This is a genomic window from Paenarthrobacter sp. TRD_SC_7, from assembly GCF_056156245.1.
This window is the reverse complement of the sequence record NZ_CM149587.1, coordinates 4,503,408-4,519,635: the sequence shown is the minus strand read 5'-3', so window position 1 is coordinate 4,519,635 and position 16,228 is coordinate 4,503,408. Positions and strand designations below refer to the sequence as shown.

Sequence of the window (16,228 nt, the reverse complement as noted above, 5' to 3'; positions counted from 1 at the left end):
TTACTTAGCGCTGGTTGGGACCGCATGGCGGCCGGTGGGGGACCGATGCTCCTATGGATCGTCAAGCGGCTTTGGCGAGTTCCTCTGTGGTGTTGGCAGGTTGCAGGGCATGGATGGACCCGGAATACTCCCAGCCCGCCGACGTCATGCAAAGGCTGGAGCCCATCTATTCACTCCTAGGCTCAGGCCCTGTCCTGAAGCTACACAACCCCCCGCGGGAAGCCGAACATGACTACGGCTCGGTCACCGGAAAACTCGGCTTCCACGAGTTCATCGTGATTGATCGGATTCTCCGGACACTTCACGTCATCGTCGCATCGGATGACTGAATTACTCCGCCCCGTTGTCATCATTCGCAGAGCCCTAACTTGGAGTCACTGATGGCATCCGATCAGTGAGCGTATTCCTCCGCCAAAGGGCCCAAGGAAACGGAAGCGCCTGCCGCGCTGCTTATCCGAAGCTACCAACACCAACCCCAGGCAGCACGGTAAGGGATCCTCAACCGGACGCTTCTCACGAAATCTGCCATGGCTCCGGGGTTTGCCATCGAGTGAAGAACTGGTCGATCTCGTCAGGAGATGATTTGTCGACGGACAACCATTCTGCGGCTGCCTTGCGTCCGATCTTCTCGCGTGCTTCCTCGGACGCCGGGCCGGCTGGATTGTCGTAGAGGTCGCTGATTTCCATCCAGAGGGCATATGCGGCGCCATCGTGAGAGGACCCTAGGAGCTCGCGAATGAACTGCTCGGCCTCCTCCATGACCAGGTCGTAGATTTGCTCACGTTCGGCCTCTAGCACCTTGTTGGCGACGTCGGTCATTGCTTGTAAAAAGCGAGCCTCACGGATGGTATCTTCCATGTAAGTTCCTGTCATTCGGTGGACCAGTTATCAGTCATCCTCCTAATTGGAGCAGGGGGCCCGTTACCTAGCAGGACACACGCCCGTAACTCATTGGCTCCTTACAGCCACGGCTGTGCCCGTAAACCCGTCGTCCATGCTCGCATCTTCTGGCACATTACTTCATGGACGTACCATTCCTCAGATAGGCCGGCAAGAGCGATGCATGACACCGATTTGCACAGCGCCCGGTCAAGGATCCGTCTCGGGGCGCTGGTTTGGGTCTCAAATCTGATCGAGGTTTTGCCCATTCCTCGAAAAAGGGGTGGCGAGTAGGCGTTTGTTCAGATCTCTTGTGAGCGTCCATCTAAGGAAATCTGCGCACAGCGAAGTACGAGGCCTGCCCCCTCTGACCAAAGCATGAACTCCACCCGCCAGCAGCGCGCGCTTTCGTCGTACAGGGCCTCGACTTCCGTAACCTCTGCATAGCTCCAGGGACCGGGAATATCGCTGTAGAAGCGCAGGTCGGTCACGTCAGCACAGAGCAGCACATGCGTTGTACTTCCGGATTGCTCTTCAACAGCTATTTCAAGAACGCATTCATGAGTAACGGGATCAAATGCGAAGCTCTTAAGGAGGCCGCCCCAGAGGGCATCTGTGAAGCTCATCAGTAGATCCTGTCGTCGTGCGCTGGCAAAAAACCTCACCCCCTGGCTCTCACCGAGCTTCTCTTCTTTGAGGTTCGATGAGGGAACGAAGGCCCGCTGTCAGCGCTGGTCGAAAAGTGAGCCGCCACTCAAATCTGCGCGGCGGACGGATAGCGGGACCTGCCCCGTCACTAAGTGTCCTCGTGCCGCGAAGGGGCGAACGCGATCTCCTCCGTCCGGGCAATGCCTCGCTCGATAGCCGCTTTGTCTATTCCCAGGAGCGTGGTGAGCCACATGCCGTTCTGCACCACGACGACGTCCGCTGCGCGCTCCCTGCATTCATCAGGCGAGAGCCCGGGAACGGCATTGCCGATCAAGGCCGCAAGCCCTTGAAGATACCTGTCAAAGGCTGCGGCATTGATCTGAGCGAAGTCCTCATCCGCCTGGGCGAGAGCCCACAGATGGAGGCGGAGGGACAGGTACGGCGTGGTTAGGAGCCCGGGGTCCGCAACGCGCCGAAGGGACTCACGAAGTTGCGCGTCCGGGGTTGAAGTGGGCGCCGGCTCCACCAGTAGGAGGTCGTGCTCTTCAATCTGGTGGAGCACGGCGCGGATCAAACTCGATTTGTCTTCGTAGTAATAGTTCACGAGTCCCAGTGCAACGCCGGCTTCACGCGCCACGGCACGCATATTGATGCCCGAAATGCCATGGCGGGACAGTAGTTCAAGTGCCGCTTCAAGAATGCGTTTCTGCCTGTCAACCTGTTCGCCGGACTTTACGGTGCTTGTACCCATTCGGCCAGACTATTGCCAAACCCGGATCAGCGCATCCTGACCGTCTATAGGTTCTTTTCCGCGTAAATCCGCAGCGCATCCCGAACAAACGTAGCCCCTGTTTCCCCGCCATAGTTGGCCGCGAACCGTGGATCAGCAACGTACATTTCGCCGAGGCCTGTGACGTAACCTTTGACGTCTCCGCCAGGTGCCGCCGTCGGGGTTCCCGGGATGCCGCGAAGCCATTCGACGTGTCGCTTCGCCAGATCCTGTGCATCAGCGCTGTCCGGCGCGATGCCGGACCCGGCAGCGGAGATCCAGTCGCTCCCCAGCCTCTGCACGCGTTCCTTCCACTGCTGCTTTTCCTCGGTACTCATTCCGCGCCACCAGGAATCACTGGCGGCGTACGCATCCTTGCCCCAGCGGCCCTCCACCTCGTCCTTGTACTGCGTGTGGTCGAAGCCATCAAACATGTCCTGTGCCATGTACTTTCCATCCCCTTTCATTGTGTCGATGGTCTGCCGAACGGAGGCGATCTGCCGGGTCAGCCTGTCCTGCTCCTTTGCAAGCCATTCCAGATGGCCGCTCAACGCTTTGACTGTGTCCGTCTCGCGATGGAGAACCTCGGCTATGGCCGGCAGGCCAAGCCCGAGTTCCCTGAGCAGGAGAATGCGCTGGAGCTGAACCAGCGCCGGACCGTCATAGTAGCGGTAGCCGTTATGGCCGGTCCGGCTTGGTTTGAGCAGCCCGATGTCGTCGTAGTGACGCAGCGTCCGGCTGGTTGTGCCCGCGATCTTGGCGATTTCCTGGATTGACCAGTCCATCTGTCCTCCGTCCTTGCCTTGTTCTTCGACAGTAGAGGTTGACGCTACGTCAAGGTCAAGAGGATGCTGACCGGCACTTAGTCAGCCAGGATCAAGTAGAGGGCGCGGCGGGTTTCGTCCAGCTTCTCAATGGCTGCCTGGCGTTGTTCGTCGGTAGCCGCGCCCCGGAATTGGTGGATGACGCCCATGAGCTTGCCGACGCTTTGGTGGAATGCTGCGCCTGTTCCATCGGCCTCGGTGTTCCATGCATTGGCGAGCTCTTCTTCATGCTCGGCGACGTAAGCCTTGCCATCGTCTGTGAGCGTGAACTCGGTGCGACGCCCCTCGCCGACAGCGACGATCAACTCTTCATCCACCAATTGCTGCAGCGTCGGGTAGACGGAGCCGGGGCTGGGACGCCATGCGCCGGATGTCTTTTCGGCGATGGTCTTGATCAGGCCGTAGCCGTTGGACGGAGCCTCCGCCAAGAGCGAGAGGATCGCTGCGCGGACGTCACCGCGGTTTGCGCGACGTGATCCGCCGGGACCGAAGCCCCGTGGTCCGAAACCCGGACCAAAGCCGGGGCCAAAACCTGGACCGAAGCCCGGCCCAAATCCACCTCCGCCATGGCCGCCCGGTCCGCGCCGGCCCTTGCCTCGGTTGAAGCGGCCTCGGCCGTGTCCGTGTTCGGGGTGCCCATGGCCATGCTCAGGGAAGGTGTTGTCGTGTTCGTTGATGCCTTTCATAGCAGCATCGTCCTTTCGGTCGAATGGTTCACCGAAGGAGTATCGGCGATAGTTAACGATATATCGGTAACTATCGGGTCGTCAAGGCCCTCAAACAAAGCTGCCCCCGCCAAAACCGGCGGGGGCAGCAGAAATAATGCGAGCGTTAGGAAAGAGGCGTGACGTAAGCCCCCGAGATGCCGCCGTCCACCAAGAACGTGGAAGCTGTGATGAACGAGGCGTCGTCACTGGCCAGGAAAGCCACGGCAGCGGCCAACTCTTCCGGTTCCGCGAAACGGCCCAAAGGAACATGTACCAATCGACGTGCGGCCTTCTCGGGATCCTTGGCGAAGAGTTCTTTCAGCAGCGGAGTGTTCACGGGGCCCGGGCACAGGGCGTTGATGCGGATGCCCTGCCGTGCAAATTCGACGCCGAGTTCCCGGCTCATGGACAGCACGCCGCCTTTGGACGCGCTGTAAGAAATCTGCGACGTCGCCGCGCCCATGACGGCCACGAATGAGGCCGTGTTGATGATGGATCCCTTCCCCTGCTCCTGCATGTACGGGATGGCGTACTTGCAGCAGTAGTAGACCGAAGTCAGGTTAACTTCCTGGACCCTGCGCCACGCGTCAATGCCGGTGTCCAGGATGGAGGCGTCGTCAGCGGGGGAGATGCCGGCGTTGTTGAAAGCGATGTCCACGCTTCCGTACGTCTCTTTGGTCTGCGCATAAAGGTTGCGGACCTCTTCTTCGCTGGTCACGTCTACCTTGACGAAGAGGCCGCCTACCTCGGCCGCGGCGGCAATCCCGGATGTCGGTTCGATGTCTGCGATCACCACGTTGGCGCCCTCTGCGGCCATGCGGCGGGCCGTGGCCAGGCCGATGCCGCTGGCCCCGCCCGTGATGACTGCGCTGCGGCCGGCGAGACGGTTGGAAACTACTGCTTGCATTTGTTGCTCCTTCAAAAAAGTGGAATACGGAAGATCACGCGGACTGCGTGGAGATGAAGACGTTTTTGACCTCGCTGAACGCATCCAGCGCGTCGGGTCCAAGCTCGCGGCCCAGCCCGGATTGCTTGAAGCCGCCAAATGGAGTGGAGTACCGGACCGAGGAATGCGAGTTGACCGAGAGGTTGCCGGACTCCACTCCCCGAGCCACGCGAAGGGCGCGGTCCACAGAGGAGGTCCAGATTGAGCCGGACAACCCGTACTCCGTGTTGTTGGCGATGCGAATGGCGTCGGCCTCGTCCTCGAACGGCACCACAGCTACCACCGGGCCGAAGATTTCGTGGGTGAAGGACGGCGCATTCAGGTCAGGTGTCAGGACCGTTGGCGGGAACCAGAAGCCCGGTCCTTCCGGCGCCTTCCCTTGGAAGGCGACCGGGGCGCCGTCGGGCACGAACGCTGAAACCGTACTGAGCTGCTGGGCTGAAATCAGCGGCCCCATAGTGGTGGCCGCATCGGCGGGGTCTCCCACGCGCATACCGAGGACTTCGGGCTCCAGCAGTTCCAGGAAACGTTCATAAACTCCGCGCTGCACCAGAATCCGTGACCGGGCGCAGCAGTCCTGGCCGGCGTTATCGAAAGCACCGCCCGGCGCAGCAGCCGCCGCCAGCTCAAGGTCGGCGTCATCGAAAATGATGTTGGCGCTCTTGCCGCCAAGCTCCAGCGTCACGCGCTTTACCTGCTCTGCGCAGCCAGCCATGATCTGCTTTCCCACCCCGGTAGACCCGGTGAACACCACTTTTCGGACCGCGGGGTGGGTGACAAAGCGCTGCCCCACCACGGAACCCTTGCCCGGGATAACTTGGAACACGCCCTCGGGAAGACCGGCTTCAAGAGCAAGTTCGCCAAGACGGATGGCGGTCAGGGGAGTCACTTCCGCCGGTTTGAGCACTACCGTGTTTCCGGCAGCCAGGGCAGGAGCGAAGCCCCACCCCGCAATCGGCATGGGGAAATTCCAGGGGACGATGATCCCAACAACTCCCAGAGGCTCGTGGAACGTCACATTGATGCCCCCTGCAACCGGAATCTGACGGCCGAAATGCCGTTCCGGAGCGGCGGAGTAGTACGTGAGGACGTCGCGGACGTTTCCCGCTTCCCAACGGGCGTTGCCGATAGTATGCCCGGCGTTGCGGACCTCCAGTTGAGCGAGGTTCTCCAGGTCATTGTCGACGGCGGCAGCGAACCTTCGCAGCAGCAGCGCACGGTCCGCAGGGGCTACTGCCCGCCAGGATTCGTAGGCAGCAGCGGCCTTGGCAATGGCTGCGTCGGTTTCTGCCACACCGGCGAGCTGCACGGTTTGGAGAACTTCCTCGGTGGCCGGGTTGATCACATCAAATACTGTGGCGGTCATGCGGGGGACATCGCTTTCTCGGTAGCGGCCTGATCGGACCTGTAGTTGGCGGCAGCTTCCACGAAGCCACGGAACAGCCGGAGGTCGCTGAGATTCTGTTCCGGGTGGAACTGGACTCCAAGGACCCAACCGTGGTCTGTGCTTTCAAGGGCCTGGACCAAACCGTCGGAGGACGTGGCCGTCACGCGCAGGGAGTCGGGGACCGTGTCCATGGCCTGATGGTGGTAGCAGGGCGAGGAAGCGGAAGCTCCCAGAAGGTGGTGGATGATGCTTCCCGGAGTGGTGGTGAAGGTTGCCTGTCCGTAGACCCCGGGAGCGGGCTGGCTATTGCTTTCCGGGCTGACGTCCGGAATGTGCTGAATCAGGGTGCCGCCCAGCACGACGTTGAGGAGCTGGGCTCCCCGGCAAATCGCGAAAAGCGGGAGGCCGCGTTCAAGTGCAGCACGAATGAGGGCGGAGTCGTGGCTGTCCCGCAGCGGTTGCGACTTGGTGGTGGGATGCGGCGCCGCCCCGTAGAGGGAAGGATCGACGTCGGGCCCACCCGCCACGATCAGCCCGTCTACCAGATCCAGCACTGTCTCGTCGGTGCCCAGCGGGGGCAGCAACATGGGGGTTGCTCCGGACGCGACCACGGCCTCCACGTACGTTCCCGGGAGAATTGCCGCCGTCGTATTCCAAACTCCCCAGGAGGCCTCCTGTAGGTAACTGGTGAGCGCGATTCTGGGCTTGTACGGTTGCCCGTAGGTTTTAGAGTCGTTCGAAGCCACGGACCCGCTCCCAATCTGTGATGGCGCTGTCGTAAGCGGTCAGTTCCACTGTGGCGGCGTGGACGTAGTGGTCCACCACGTCGTCGCCGAAGGCTTTGCGCGCGATGCTGCTCTCGGCCAAAAGGTCCCGGGCGTCCCGCAAGGTAGTGGGCAGGCGTTCCGCGTCGGATTCGTAGGCGTTGCCCTTGGTGATCTCCGGCAGCTGAAGGTCGTTTTCGATCCCGTGGATGACGGCGGCGATCATCGCGGCCACAGCGAGGTATGGGTTCACATCGCCGCCACCCACCCGGTTCTCGGTCCGGAGCCCCCGGCCGTGGCCCACCACGCGGAGTGCGCAGCTGCGGTTGTCCAGGCCCCAAGCGATCGCTGTTGGGGCGAAGCTGCCCTCTACGAAACGTTTGTAGGAATTAATGTTGGGTGCCAGGAAATAGGCGAGTTCGCGCAGCGCCGCGAGTTGACCAGCAACGAAGCGCTCCATCAGGGGGCTGAAGCCGTGTTCGCCGTCGCCGGCCAATACGGGGTTGCCGTCCAGGTCGGTGAGGCTGAAGTGGATGTGGCAGGAGTTGCCTTCGCGCTCGTTGAACTTGGACATGAACGTGATGCTCTTGCCGTGCTGGTCAGCGATTTCCTTGGCGCCGTTCTTGTAAAACGTGTGCTTATCGCAGGCGGCCAGGGCTTCATCGAAGCGGAAGGTGATTTCCTGCTGGCCGAGGTTGCATTCGCCCTTGGATGACTCGACCACCAGGCCCGCGGCTTCCATGTTGTTGCGGATGGAGCGAATCACTGGTTCCAGACGGGCAGTTGCGAGGAGCGAGTAGTCGACGTTGTACTGCGTAGACGGCGCGAGGCCGGTGTAGTTCTTCTGCCAAGCCTGGTTGTAGGAGTCATCGAACATCAGGAATTCAAGCTCGGTCCCTGCGTGGGCCCGGTATCCGAGCTTTTCGAGTCGCTCAATCTGGGCCTTCAGGATCTGCCGGGGTGATGCGGCTACAGGGGTCCGGTCAGTCCACAGGACATCGCACTGCACGATCGCTGTGCCTTCGAGCCAGGGCACCCGGCGAAGTGTGGAGATGTCCGGCAGCATCACCATGTCTCCGTAGCCGGTTTCCCAGGACGACATTGCGTAGCCGTCCACAGTTTTCATCTCCACATCAACGGCAAGCAGGTAGTTGCAGCCCTCCGCGCCGTGATCCAGAACGTCCTCAAGGAATGAGCGCGCGCCGCACCGCTTGCCCTGCAGCCGGCCCAGGGCATCGGTGATGGCGACGATGACAGTATCGATCGCGCCGCTTGCTACTTGTTCGCGCAGTTCATCGACGGTGAGTTGCCCGTTCCGGCTGGGCTCTTGGGTCTTAGCGTTCATTGTGTCTCCGCAGTGTGGTTCGGTGAATGAATTTCAGTGTCTGCCGGCTGTTACTTCAGTTCGGCCTCGGCCATGGCAATTTGGGCGAACTCTTCCTCGGGCGCGCCCGCCACGATCCGGTGCCGGCTGTACAGCCAGTAGTAGAGGAGGGCAGCTGCAAAAATCGCTGCCGTGATGGAGGCGGCAAAGACGTCGACGACGAACGTCGCCACCACTGCCACAGCGGACAGGACCAAAGCAATCGACGTTGTGACGATTCCGCCCGGAGTCCTGTAGCCGCGTTCCAGGTTGGGTTCCTTCTTGCGAAGGACTATGTGTGAGAGGTTCAGCAAGACGTAGGAAACCGTGGCGCCGAAGACTGCGATGTTGATCAGCAAGGCGCCGTCCCGCGTAAGCGCAGCCAGCAGGAAGCCAACAGTCCCTGGGACGATCAGTGCCCAGTATGGGGTCCGCCGTGCCCCGGTCAGGGAGAGCCAGCGCGGGAGGTAGCCGGCCCGCGACAAAGCAAAGAGCTGACGTGAGTAGGCGTAGATGATGGAGAAGAAGCTGGCCACGAGTCCCGCCAAGCCTGCGTAGTTGATGAAGTCGGCCAGGAACGTGTTGCCGCCATAGGCAATGCGCAGCGCCTCAGGAAGCGGGTTGTCCGATTCGCTCATGGCCTGGGACCCGGCAGCTCCCGGGACCAGGACGAGCATAAGGGCACCGAAAATCACCAGGATGACAACGGCCACGATGATTCCCTTGGGCATGTCCTGTTTGGGGTTCGAGGTTTCCTCGGCCGCGAGCGGAACTCCCTCCACAGCGAGGAAGAACCAGATCCCGTAGACCAAGGCCGCCAGGACGCCGCTGATACCCATGGGCAGGAAGGCGCTGGAACCTGCCGAACCGTCCGGCACGATGTCGAAGAGTCGTGCGGCATCGAACTTGGGGAGAAGTCCAATAGCCGCGGCGATCAGGGCCACCGTTGCCACAGCCGTGATGGCAAACATGATCTTCAGGGCTTCGCCGACTCCACGGATGTGGATCCAGATGAAGACGACGTAGGTGACCAGATAGATGGGCCACGAGTTCGTCAGGCCGAACAGCCCGAGGGCTTCCACGTAACCCCCGATGAAAGTCGCGATGGCCGCCGGTGCCACCGCGTATTCGATCAGGACCGCAACACCAGTGGCGAATCCGCCAAGCGGACCCAGCGCCCGGCGGGCGAACGCATAGCCGGCACCCGCCGTCGGGAGCGTTGACGAAAGTTCTGCCAGACCAAAAACCATGCACGTGTACATGACCGCCATCAGCACAAAGGCGATGAGCAGGCCGCCCCAGCCTCCTTGGGCCAAGCCAAGGTTCCAACCGGCGAAGTCGCCGGAAATAACGTACGCCACCCCAAGCCCAGCCAGGAGAATCCAGCCGGCCGCGCCCCGTTTGAGGCGCCTGTGCTTCAAATATTCATCCTCGCCGCCAGGCGGCTGGTGCGCTGTTTCCATGCGTGTTCCTATCGTCTGAGGAATGCTTCTGGGAAGTTTGAGCGGAGGATCCTCGGGGGATCCTAAAGGACTGTTTTCAGTCCAAAGTATGATTCATAGTCTGGATTGTCATTCCCCTAACGTCAAGGCTTTTCATTAAAAGCTGATGACTTGGATCACAGGTGAGGATTTCCAAAGGTCTCTTTGGTGACCTTTGAAGATCCTCGCGGGTAGCATTGAGTCAGCGGCGCCCGCATGTGGCGCGGCCCGCGATTCGTGGAAGGAGCTGCCGTGCCGGACTCTCCGTTTGGCCCGTCGTTCTCGATGCTGCGCCCAGTCCGGGGTGGCAACGCGTTCGAAGAGACCATCGAACACATCCTTCAGACCATCAAGCTGGGTATCTTTGCGCCGGCCGAAAAGTTGCCACCGGAGCGCGAGTTGGCGGAACAGTTGGGTGTATCGAGGGCAACGCTGCGGGACGCGCTGGGGGAGTTGCAGAGCGCTGGCTACCTCGAGGTCCAGCGGGGCCGGTACGGGGGTACCTACGTCTCCGCGGCCGCCGTCCAACGGACTCCGGATGTCGGGCCGCTCGACCCTGCCGAGGTTGAGGATGTCCTGTTGTTCCGCTCAATTCTCGAGCCCGCTGCTGCTTCCTTGGCTGCGAAGGCCGATCTCTCCGCTGCGGCCAGGAGGCACCTGCAAGTCTGCCTGTCCGAAGTAAGTGCTTCCCCTGCAGTGGGATACCGCCCGCGTGACGCGCGGTTCCACATCGCCATTGCCGAGCTATCCGGCTCGGCAAGCCTGGTGGGAGCGGTGGCTGAAACCAGGGCCAGGGTCAACGGACTGTTGGACAGGATCCCGCTGCTCGCTACCAACCTGGAGCACGCCAACGAACAGCACGCGGAAATCGCGGAGGCGATCCTGCGCGGCGACGCCCCCGCCGCAGAGCAGGCCACCGTTCAACACCTTGAGGGAACAGCCTCGCTCCTGAGGGGCTTCCTGGCCTGAAACCACGACGGCGGGTGCGGACTTATCAAAAAGTCCACACCCGCCGTCGAGGTTCTGTAGCGCTAACTCAGGCTATTTCCACCACGTATCAAAGATGGTGACCGGGACGGTTCGCTTGTGGCGCGTGCGGAGGTACTTCTGCTCGATGAGCTCCGCGGCGCCCTCAGCTACTTCTCGGCCTTCGAGGTAATCATCAATTTGGTCGTACGTGATGCCGAGCTCATCCTCGTCGGTGCGTCCGGGCTTGTCGTCCAAGAGGTCGGCGGTGGGCACCTTCTGCCAAAGGCGGGCGGGGGCGCCCAGTTCCGCCAAGACTGCGCGGTTCTGACGCTTATTCAGGCCGAACAGCGGAAGGATATCCGCACCGCCGTCGCCGAATTTCGTGAAGAAACCCGTGACGGACTCGGCGCCGTGATCGGTGCCGACCACCAGGTAATTGTGCTCGCCTGCCAGGGCGTACTGTGCGATCATCCGGGCGCGGGCCTTGGTATTGCCCTTGTGGAAGTCGGAAATTTCGGCGCCGGTGGTCTTCTCGAACTCTTCCTCAAAACCGTCCACCGCCCGGGAAATGTTGAACGTCCATTCGGTCTTGGCCTTGATGAAATCCAGGGCGGCCTGGGCGTCGTCTTCGTCATGCTGGATGCCGTAAGGGAGTCGGACGGCCACGAAGTCCGCCTCCACACCCTCCGCTTCAAGCTCTTCCACGGCCAATTGGGCCAGACGTCCTGCGAGCGTGGAATCGAGCCCGCCGGAGATGCCCAGGACGAAGCCCTTGGTGCCGGTCGCTTTTACATAATCCTTGAGGAAGGCGACCCGCTTGCGGATCTCCTCCGGAGGATCGATCCGGGGCTGGACGCCCATTTCTTCAATGATCTTGGCCTGGAGTTCGCGCATGGTCCAACACTAGTCAGCCTGGTTATGAACGCTCAACCATATTGCACACTTCCAGCCCAAGTGACTCGCAATAATGCCACCTAGCTGGCGGGGACCGGACCTGTTGAGCCGCGGACAGTGAGGTGGGTGGGCATCACAGCCAGGCGTCTGCTGGATCCGGAGTTCAGTGGATCAAGTTGGGCCAGCAGCATGGAGACGGCCACGCGTCCTGCCTGCTCAATCGGTGAAGCCATGGTGGTCAGGGGTGGGTTGCAGAAGTCTGCGCCGAAGATGTCGTCGCAGCCCACGATGCTCATGTCTTCCGGAACGCGGATGCCGCGCTCGCGAAGTCGCTGCAGCATTCCAATGGCCAGGAGATCGTTGAAGACGATGCAGGCCGTTGCTCCAGTCCGAACGGCTGCATCAGCTGCTGCCGCGCCGGACGTTGTCTTGGGGGTGAAGGGACCCACCCGGGATGTGGTGAGCCCGCGGTCGCGGCTTTCGTCCTCAAAGGTCTTCCATCGCTTGGCATTGGACCAGGACGACGCCGGCCCGCCGACGTAGCAAATCCTGCTGTGGCCGAGGGACGTGAGGTGTTCCAGTGCCTGGACCACGGCGCCGGGGGTATCGATCACCACCGTAGGTGCGTTGGCGGAGGAGCGGTTGATGGTCACGATCGCTTGTGACGATGCTGCCTCGAGTATTTGTGCGTCGGTAAGGCGGGACGCGGCGAGGATGAATCCATCAGCAGTCCGTTGCATCTTGCGGAGCGTGTCTGCTTCCATTTCGGCGGACTCTTCGGTGTCCACGAGCAACTGCGTGTACCCGGCGGCTTTTAGCTGGTTCTGCGTGCCCCGGATGATGTCGAAGTAGAAGGGGTTGGTGACGTCGGGGACCAGGAGGGCGATCGCGTTGGTGCGTCCGGAGCTTAGTCCGCGGGCCTGTGAGCTGGGAACATAGTTGAGCTCGGCCGCCACCTTTTCGATGCGTTCGCGGGTCACGCGGTTTACCCGGTCCGGGTTGGACAACGCCCGCGAGACCGTTGAGGTTGCCACTCCGGCCCGTTCGGCGACGTCCCGGATGGTAGGGGCCGTTGCCCTCGCGCTTGTCTGTCCCATAGGAAGATTGCAACACTCTTGGCAACTTTTGGCAAACGCTTGCCGCGTGGATTGCCAACTCCCTAGACTCAACAACGAAGCCCCTGTGACGCACGCCACCACCACCTGCGGGCTTGGTAATCAAGGAGGAAACAATGAGGTTTGCACCATCAGCGAAGCTGGCCGCCGTTCTGGCAACGGCGGCCTTGGCTTTGACCGCCTGCGGGGGAAGCGGCAGCAGTTCCGACAGCACCGGGGGTGCCGTGGACGGCGCCGGGAAGAAGTTGAGCGTCCTGACCGGCGTCAACAACCAGTACCCCGAGCAACAGAAGGAATGGTTCAAGGACATTGCCGCAAAGTTCAAGGCGAAGACGGGCGCGGATGTTGAATTTGAAACCTTCGCATCTGCCAACGACGAACTGACCCGGATCCAAACGTCAGTGGTTTCCGGCCAGGGCCCGGACGTCTACAGCCTGGGCACCACCTTCACCCCCACCGCCTACGCCACCAAAGCATTCGTGACGCTCTCCGAGGACGATTGGAAGAAGGTTGGCGGAAAAGAACGCTTCAACCAGGCCGCCTTAGGCATTTCCGGCCCGGACGCCGATCACATGGCAGGTATTCCGTTCGTCAGCCGCCCGTTCGTTATGGCGTACAACAAAGACCTCCTGGCCGCCGCTGGCATCGAGAAGCCCGCAACAACGTGGGACGAACTCGCTGAGCAGGCCAAGAAGATGACCAACGCCTCGGCCGGCACTTATGGCCTGGCCGCGGGGTATAAGGACAACTTTGACCCGTGGAAGTTCATTTGGGCCATGTCCGTCCAAGCCGGGAACCCGCTTGTGGACGGGAACAACCTCAAGATGGACGACCCCACGGTCAAAAAGGCCTACGAGACCTACTTCGGTTGGCTTACCAAGGACAAGGTAGTGGATCCCGCTGCCATCGGTTGGAGCAACAGCAACGCCGTAGCCGCGTTCGCGTCGGGCAAGGCCGGCTACTTGATGATGACGACCTCAAGTTCCGTTCCCACCTTGGACAAGTCCGCTATCGCCGGCAAGTACGCCTACTCCGTCATGCCCACCACGGCGCCCGGTGAAACAGCACCCAAGGGTGACGGCGACAAAGCTGCCAGCATCCTCTCCGGCGACAATGTAGTGGTTGCCGACTACTCGCAGCAAAAGGACCTGGCCTTCGCGTACATCGAGCTCATCACGTCCAAGGACGAGCAGCTGAACTACCAGAAGATCTTCGGCGAGCTTCCTGCGAATGCAGAGGCGCTCGCCTCCTTGACAGATCCTAAGCTCCAGCCAATTGCCGACGCCGCGGGCAAGTCGAAGGCAACACCGTTCACGGGCGCGTGGGGTGACATCCAGTTGGGCCTCCTGAACGTCACTGTCCAGTCCATTCCGGATCTGGCCAACGGTTCCGTGGACGACGCGGCGCTGGAATCACGGCTCAAGGATGCACAGTCCAAAGGCCAAGCGTCACTCGACCGGGCCGCGAAGTCCTAGGCAGGATCTCCCATGTCCACTGATTCCTTCAGGGAAATAAAGGCCGCGACCGGCCCGGCCGCCGAAGGGCAGCTGGCCCGGTCCGGTACAGCAGGCCAAGCGTCCGACGCCGGTACGTCACCGGCCGCAGGCACAGGCACTATCCAGCCGTCCGGCCGCGGCAAGAAACCTGCCCGCCGCAAGGGGTTGAGCGAGCGCAACCGTCCCTTGTGGATGCTGATCCCCGGCGGACTCCTGATGTTCGTCATCATTGTGATTCCGCTGTTCCTGGGCATCTATATGTCGGCCCTCAACCTGGACCAGTACACGCTGCGCAAGTGGGTCAGCGCCCCCTTCATCGGCGTCGATAACTTTGTAGAGGCGCTGACCGATTCGCCGCTGCTCCACTCGGTGTGGCTGAGCGTCAGCTATTCGCTGATCGCCATGGTGGTGACCTTGCCCCTGGGTATCGCTGCTGCCGTGGCCACGCAGAACGCCTTCAAGGGCCGGGCGCTGATCCGCTCGATTTTCCTGATTCCGTACGTGCTGCCATCCTTCGTGGTAGCCACGGTGTGGCGGACCATGTTCCAGCCGGACGGCGTAGTGGACTCAGCCCTGGGCACGTTCGGCATGGATGGCGGTCTGTGGCTCAACGGGCCGCAAACCTATTGGACGCTCATCCTGGTCCAGATCTGGGCTTCCTGGCCGTTCATCTACCTGCTGGCTCTGTCCGGCCTGCAGTCCGTGGACCACGAGGTTCACGAGGCCTCGGCCTTGGACGGCGCGCTGTGGTGGAACAAGCTGCGGTATGTCATCTTCCCGTACCTCAAAGGTCCGCTCGCGCTGGCTTTCCTGATCGGCATGCTGCATCACATCAATAACTTCACCCTCCCGTTCGTGCTGTTCGGCGTACCGGCCCCGGCCGACGTCGAAGTGCTTCCCATCCTCACCTACGTCACCAGCTTCCAGAGCTTCCGCTTCGGCCTCAGCGCCGCCATGGCTTTTGTGTCCTTGGTGCTGATAGCCATTCCGCTGTTCATCTACCTGCGCGCCGTCAAGCTGGACGACGCCGAGACGCCTGGAGGCAAGAAGTGAGCGCATCAACAACCTCCGTCCGCGGCACGGCCCGCCGGGGTTCGGCCGGGACCACGTTCCGGCCGGGTTCCAAGCGGCAGCATGAAGTGACCAGGCTTCTGCCCGGCCCCATGCTGGCGATCATCCTGACGGTGCTCAGCGCCATTGTGCTGATCCCGGTGGCGTACATCTTCCTGGCCTCGGTGAACTCGGACATCGGCGTGGCCAACGGCGAGTTCTGGCCATCTACGTTCTCCTTGGAGAACTACACCAAGATTTGGTCCAGCGTTGGCCTTGCCAAAGGCCTGGCCAACAGTGTGCTCGTAGCCGGAGCCACAGCCGTGGTGTCAGCAGCGATGTCCGTTTCCATCGCGTACGTGCTGGTCAGGTACCAGTTCCGTGGACGGCTCACCATTCTGCGGAGCCTCCTGGCGCTCCAGTCAGTGCCTGGCACGCTGATGGTCCTGCCCGTGTTCGTTCTTTTTTCCTCGGCTGCGAGCTACCTGGGAGTCCAGGTCATCGGAACCCAATGGGGCCTCTTCATCACCTACCTGACGTTCGCCATGCCCTTCTCAACGTGGGTGATGGTCACCTACCTGCGCGGCTTGCCCCGCGAACTGGAGGAGGCGGCAAGGATCGACGGCGCCAGCAACCTCGGCGTACTGGTACGCATCATCCTGCCTCTCAGCTGGCCCGGCATTGTGGTCTCGGGTATCTTCGCATTCCTGCTCGGCTGGAACGATGTTCTCTTTGCCTCGGTGATGACCCGGCCTGACAGCCAAACAGCTGCTGTGGCACTGCAGATCTTCGGGGCTTCGCAAGAAGGGGGTGCCATCCCGCTGTACGGGCAGATGATGGCGGCCTCGCTCGTCTGCGCGGCACCAGTAGTGATTCTCTACCTGATTTTCCAACGTTACCTAGTGGGCGGCCTCACCGCCGGAGGAGTGAAATAGC

Annotated in this window: 17 protein-coding genes; 5 read left to right on the top strand and 12 right to left on the bottom strand. The window is 61.5% G+C overall.

The genetic code is table 11. The features are described 5' to 3' along the window. Window positions 1-53 precede the first annotated feature (53 nt). Complete coding sequence (locus tag AC0J5Z_RS21425; protein WP_475036416.1) at window positions 54-329, top strand: hypothetical protein; 276 nt, start codon at window positions 54-56, stop codon at window positions 327-329. 184 nt (window positions 330-513) lie between these two features. Here AC0J5Z_RS21425 and AC0J5Z_RS21420 read toward each other — a convergent pair whose 3' ends face one another. The 10 genes from AC0J5Z_RS21420 to eat all read right to left on the bottom strand — a co-directional run bounded on the left by AC0J5Z_RS21420 (window position 514) and on the right by eat (window position 9,750). Continuing rightward, window positions 514-858 carry a hypothetical protein gene (locus tag AC0J5Z_RS21420; RefSeq protein WP_475036415.1) on the bottom strand — a complete coding sequence of 115 codons (345 nt, stop codon included), beginning with the start codon at window positions 856-858 and terminating at the stop codon, window positions 514-516. Window positions 859-1,181: 323 nt separating this feature from the next. Further along, window positions 1,182-1,505 (bottom strand): hypothetical protein, encoded by a 324-nt coding sequence (locus tag AC0J5Z_RS21415; protein ID WP_475036414.1) that lies wholly within the window; start codon window positions 1,503-1,505, stop codon window positions 1,182-1,184. Window positions 1,506-1,675: 170 nt separating this feature from the next. Further along, window positions 1,676-2,278, bottom strand: coding sequence for a TetR/AcrR family transcriptional regulator (locus tag AC0J5Z_RS21410; RefSeq protein ID WP_475036413.1), 603 nt, complete (start codon window positions 2,276-2,278; stop codon window positions 1,676-1,678). A gap of 44 nt (window positions 2,279-2,322) precedes the next feature. Beyond that, complete coding sequence (locus tag AC0J5Z_RS21405) at window positions 2,323-3,081, bottom strand: MerR family transcriptional regulator (protein WP_475036412.1); 759 nt, start codon at window positions 3,079-3,081, stop codon at window positions 2,323-2,325. Between the two features lie 77 nt (window positions 3,082-3,158). Continuing rightward, the gene (locus tag AC0J5Z_RS21400) at window positions 3,159-3,806 is read right to left on the bottom strand and encodes a PadR family transcriptional regulator (protein ID WP_475036411.1); all 648 of its coding nucleotides are present in this window, start codon (window positions 3,804-3,806) and stop codon (window positions 3,159-3,161) included. A 145-nt stretch (window positions 3,807-3,951) separates the two neighbouring features. Continuing rightward, the gene (locus AC0J5Z_RS21395; protein ID WP_475036410.1) at window positions 3,952-4,734 is read right to left on the bottom strand and encodes a 3-oxoacyl-ACP reductase; all 783 of its coding nucleotides are present in this window, start codon (window positions 4,732-4,734) and stop codon (window positions 3,952-3,954) included. 34 nt (window positions 4,735-4,768) lie between these two features. Continuing rightward, window positions 4,769-6,139: an aldehyde dehydrogenase family protein gene (locus AC0J5Z_RS21390; RefSeq protein ID WP_475036409.1), complete on the bottom strand. Its 1,371-nt coding sequence runs from the start codon at window positions 6,137-6,139 to the stop codon at window positions 4,769-4,771. Next, window positions 6,136-6,906 carry a gamma-glutamyl-gamma-aminobutyrate hydrolase family protein gene (locus AC0J5Z_RS21385; RefSeq protein ID WP_475036408.1) on the bottom strand — a complete coding sequence of 257 codons (771 nt, stop codon included), beginning with the start codon at window positions 6,904-6,906 and terminating at the stop codon, window positions 6,136-6,138. The genes AC0J5Z_RS21390 and AC0J5Z_RS21385 overlap by 4 nt, the downstream gene beginning before the upstream one ends. Beyond that, entirely contained in the window at window positions 6,887-8,269 is a 1,383-nt protein-coding gene (locus tag AC0J5Z_RS21380; protein WP_475036407.1) for a glutamine synthetase family protein, read from the bottom strand. The genes AC0J5Z_RS21385 and AC0J5Z_RS21380 overlap by 20 nt, the downstream gene beginning before the upstream one ends. 50 nt (window positions 8,270-8,319) lie before the next feature. Beyond that, window positions 8,320-9,750 (bottom strand): ethanolamine permease, encoded by a 1,431-nt coding sequence (gene eat / locus AC0J5Z_RS21375; protein ID WP_475036406.1) that lies wholly within the window; start codon window positions 9,748-9,750, stop codon window positions 8,320-8,322. Window positions 9,751-10,020: 270 nt separating this feature from the next. Between eat and AC0J5Z_RS21370 the strand changes: the two genes are divergently transcribed. Beyond that, window positions 10,021-10,737, top strand: coding sequence for a FadR/GntR family transcriptional regulator (locus tag AC0J5Z_RS21370; protein ID WP_475036405.1), 717 nt, complete (start codon window positions 10,021-10,023; stop codon window positions 10,735-10,737). Between the two features lie 72 nt (window positions 10,738-10,809). Here AC0J5Z_RS21370 and nadE read toward each other — a convergent pair whose 3' ends face one another. Both nadE and AC0J5Z_RS21360 read right to left on the bottom strand, forming a co-directional pair. Beyond that, window positions 10,810-11,631 carry an ammonia-dependent NAD(+) synthetase gene (gene nadE, locus AC0J5Z_RS21365; protein WP_475036404.1) on the bottom strand — a complete coding sequence of 274 codons (822 nt, stop codon included), beginning with the start codon at window positions 11,629-11,631 and terminating at the stop codon, window positions 10,810-10,812. Window positions 11,632-11,711: 80 nt separating this feature from the next. Next, window positions 11,712-12,728, bottom strand: a complete 1,017-nt coding sequence (locus AC0J5Z_RS21360; protein ID WP_475036403.1) for a LacI family DNA-binding transcriptional regulator — start codon at window positions 12,726-12,728, stop codon at window positions 11,712-11,714. Between the two features lie 134 nt (window positions 12,729-12,862). On the opposite strand from AC0J5Z_RS21360, the gene AC0J5Z_RS21355 reads away from it, so the two are divergent. From AC0J5Z_RS21355 to AC0J5Z_RS21345, 3 genes are read left to right on the top strand one after another with little or no spacing between them, the layout of a single operon-like run. Beyond that, entirely contained in the window at window positions 12,863-14,221 is a 1,359-nt protein-coding gene (locus AC0J5Z_RS21355) for an ABC transporter substrate-binding protein (RefSeq protein WP_475036402.1), read from the top strand. Between the two features lie 12 nt (window positions 14,222-14,233). Next, complete coding sequence (locus AC0J5Z_RS21350) at window positions 14,234-15,295, top strand: carbohydrate ABC transporter permease (RefSeq protein ID WP_475036401.1); 1,062 nt, start codon at window positions 14,234-14,236, stop codon at window positions 15,293-15,295. Next, window positions 15,292-16,227, top strand: a complete 936-nt coding sequence (locus AC0J5Z_RS21345; protein ID WP_142936848.1) for a carbohydrate ABC transporter permease — start codon at window positions 15,292-15,294, stop codon at window positions 16,225-16,227. The genes AC0J5Z_RS21350 and AC0J5Z_RS21345 overlap by 4 nt, the downstream gene beginning before the upstream one ends. Window position 16,228: the final 1 nt, after the last annotated feature.

What these genes read in the sequence shown, in the direction of transcription:
- AC0J5Z_RS21425 (WP_475036416.1), top strand. Translation starts at nt 54, where the DNA reads ATGGATCGTCAAGCGGCTTTGGCGAGTTCCTCTGTGGTGTTGGCAGGT.
- AC0J5Z_RS21420 (WP_475036415.1), bottom strand. Translation starts at nt 858, where the DNA reads ATGGAAGATACCATCCGTGAGGCTCGCTTTTTACAAGCAATGACCGAC.
- AC0J5Z_RS21415 (WP_475036414.1), bottom strand. Translation starts at nt 1,505, where the DNA reads ATGAGCTTCACAGATGCCCTCTGGGGCGGCCTCCTTAAGAGCTTCGCA.
- AC0J5Z_RS21410 (WP_475036413.1), bottom strand. Translation starts at nt 2,278, where the DNA reads ATGGGTACAAGCACCGTAAAGTCCGGCGAACAGGTTGACAGGCAGAAA.
- AC0J5Z_RS21405 (WP_475036412.1), bottom strand. Translation starts at nt 3,081, where the DNA reads ATGGACTGGTCAATCCAGGAAATCGCCAAGATCGCGGGCACAACCAGC.
- AC0J5Z_RS21400 (WP_475036411.1), bottom strand. Translation starts at nt 3,806, where the DNA reads ATGAAAGGCATCAACGAACACGACAACACCTTCCCTGAGCATGGCCAT.
- AC0J5Z_RS21395 (WP_475036410.1), bottom strand. Translation starts at nt 4,734, where the DNA reads ATGCAAGCAGTAGTTTCCAACCGTCTCGCCGGCCGCAGCGCAGTCATC.
- AC0J5Z_RS21390 (WP_475036409.1), bottom strand. Translation starts at nt 6,139, where the DNA reads ATGACCGCCACAGTATTTGATGTGATCAACCCGGCCACCGAGGAAGTT.
- AC0J5Z_RS21380 (WP_475036407.1), bottom strand. Translation starts at nt 8,269, where the DNA reads ATGAACGCTAAGACCCAAGAGCCCAGCCGGAACGGGCAACTCACCGTC.
- eat (WP_475036406.1), bottom strand. Translation starts at nt 9,750, where the DNA reads ATGGAAACAGCGCACCAGCCGCCTGGCGGCGAGGATGAATATTTGAAG.
- nadE (WP_475036404.1), bottom strand. Translation starts at nt 11,631, where the DNA reads ATGCGCGAACTCCAGGCCAAGATCATTGAAGAAATGGGCGTCCAGCCC.
- AC0J5Z_RS21360 (WP_475036403.1), bottom strand. Translation starts at nt 12,728, where the DNA reads ATGGGACAGACAAGCGCGAGGGCAACGGCCCCTACCATCCGGGACGTC.
- AC0J5Z_RS21355 (WP_475036402.1), top strand. Translation starts at nt 12,863, where the DNA reads ATGAGGTTTGCACCATCAGCGAAGCTGGCCGCCGTTCTGGCAACGGCG.
- AC0J5Z_RS21350 (WP_475036401.1), top strand. Translation starts at nt 14,234, where the DNA reads ATGTCCACTGATTCCTTCAGGGAAATAAAGGCCGCGACCGGCCCGGCC.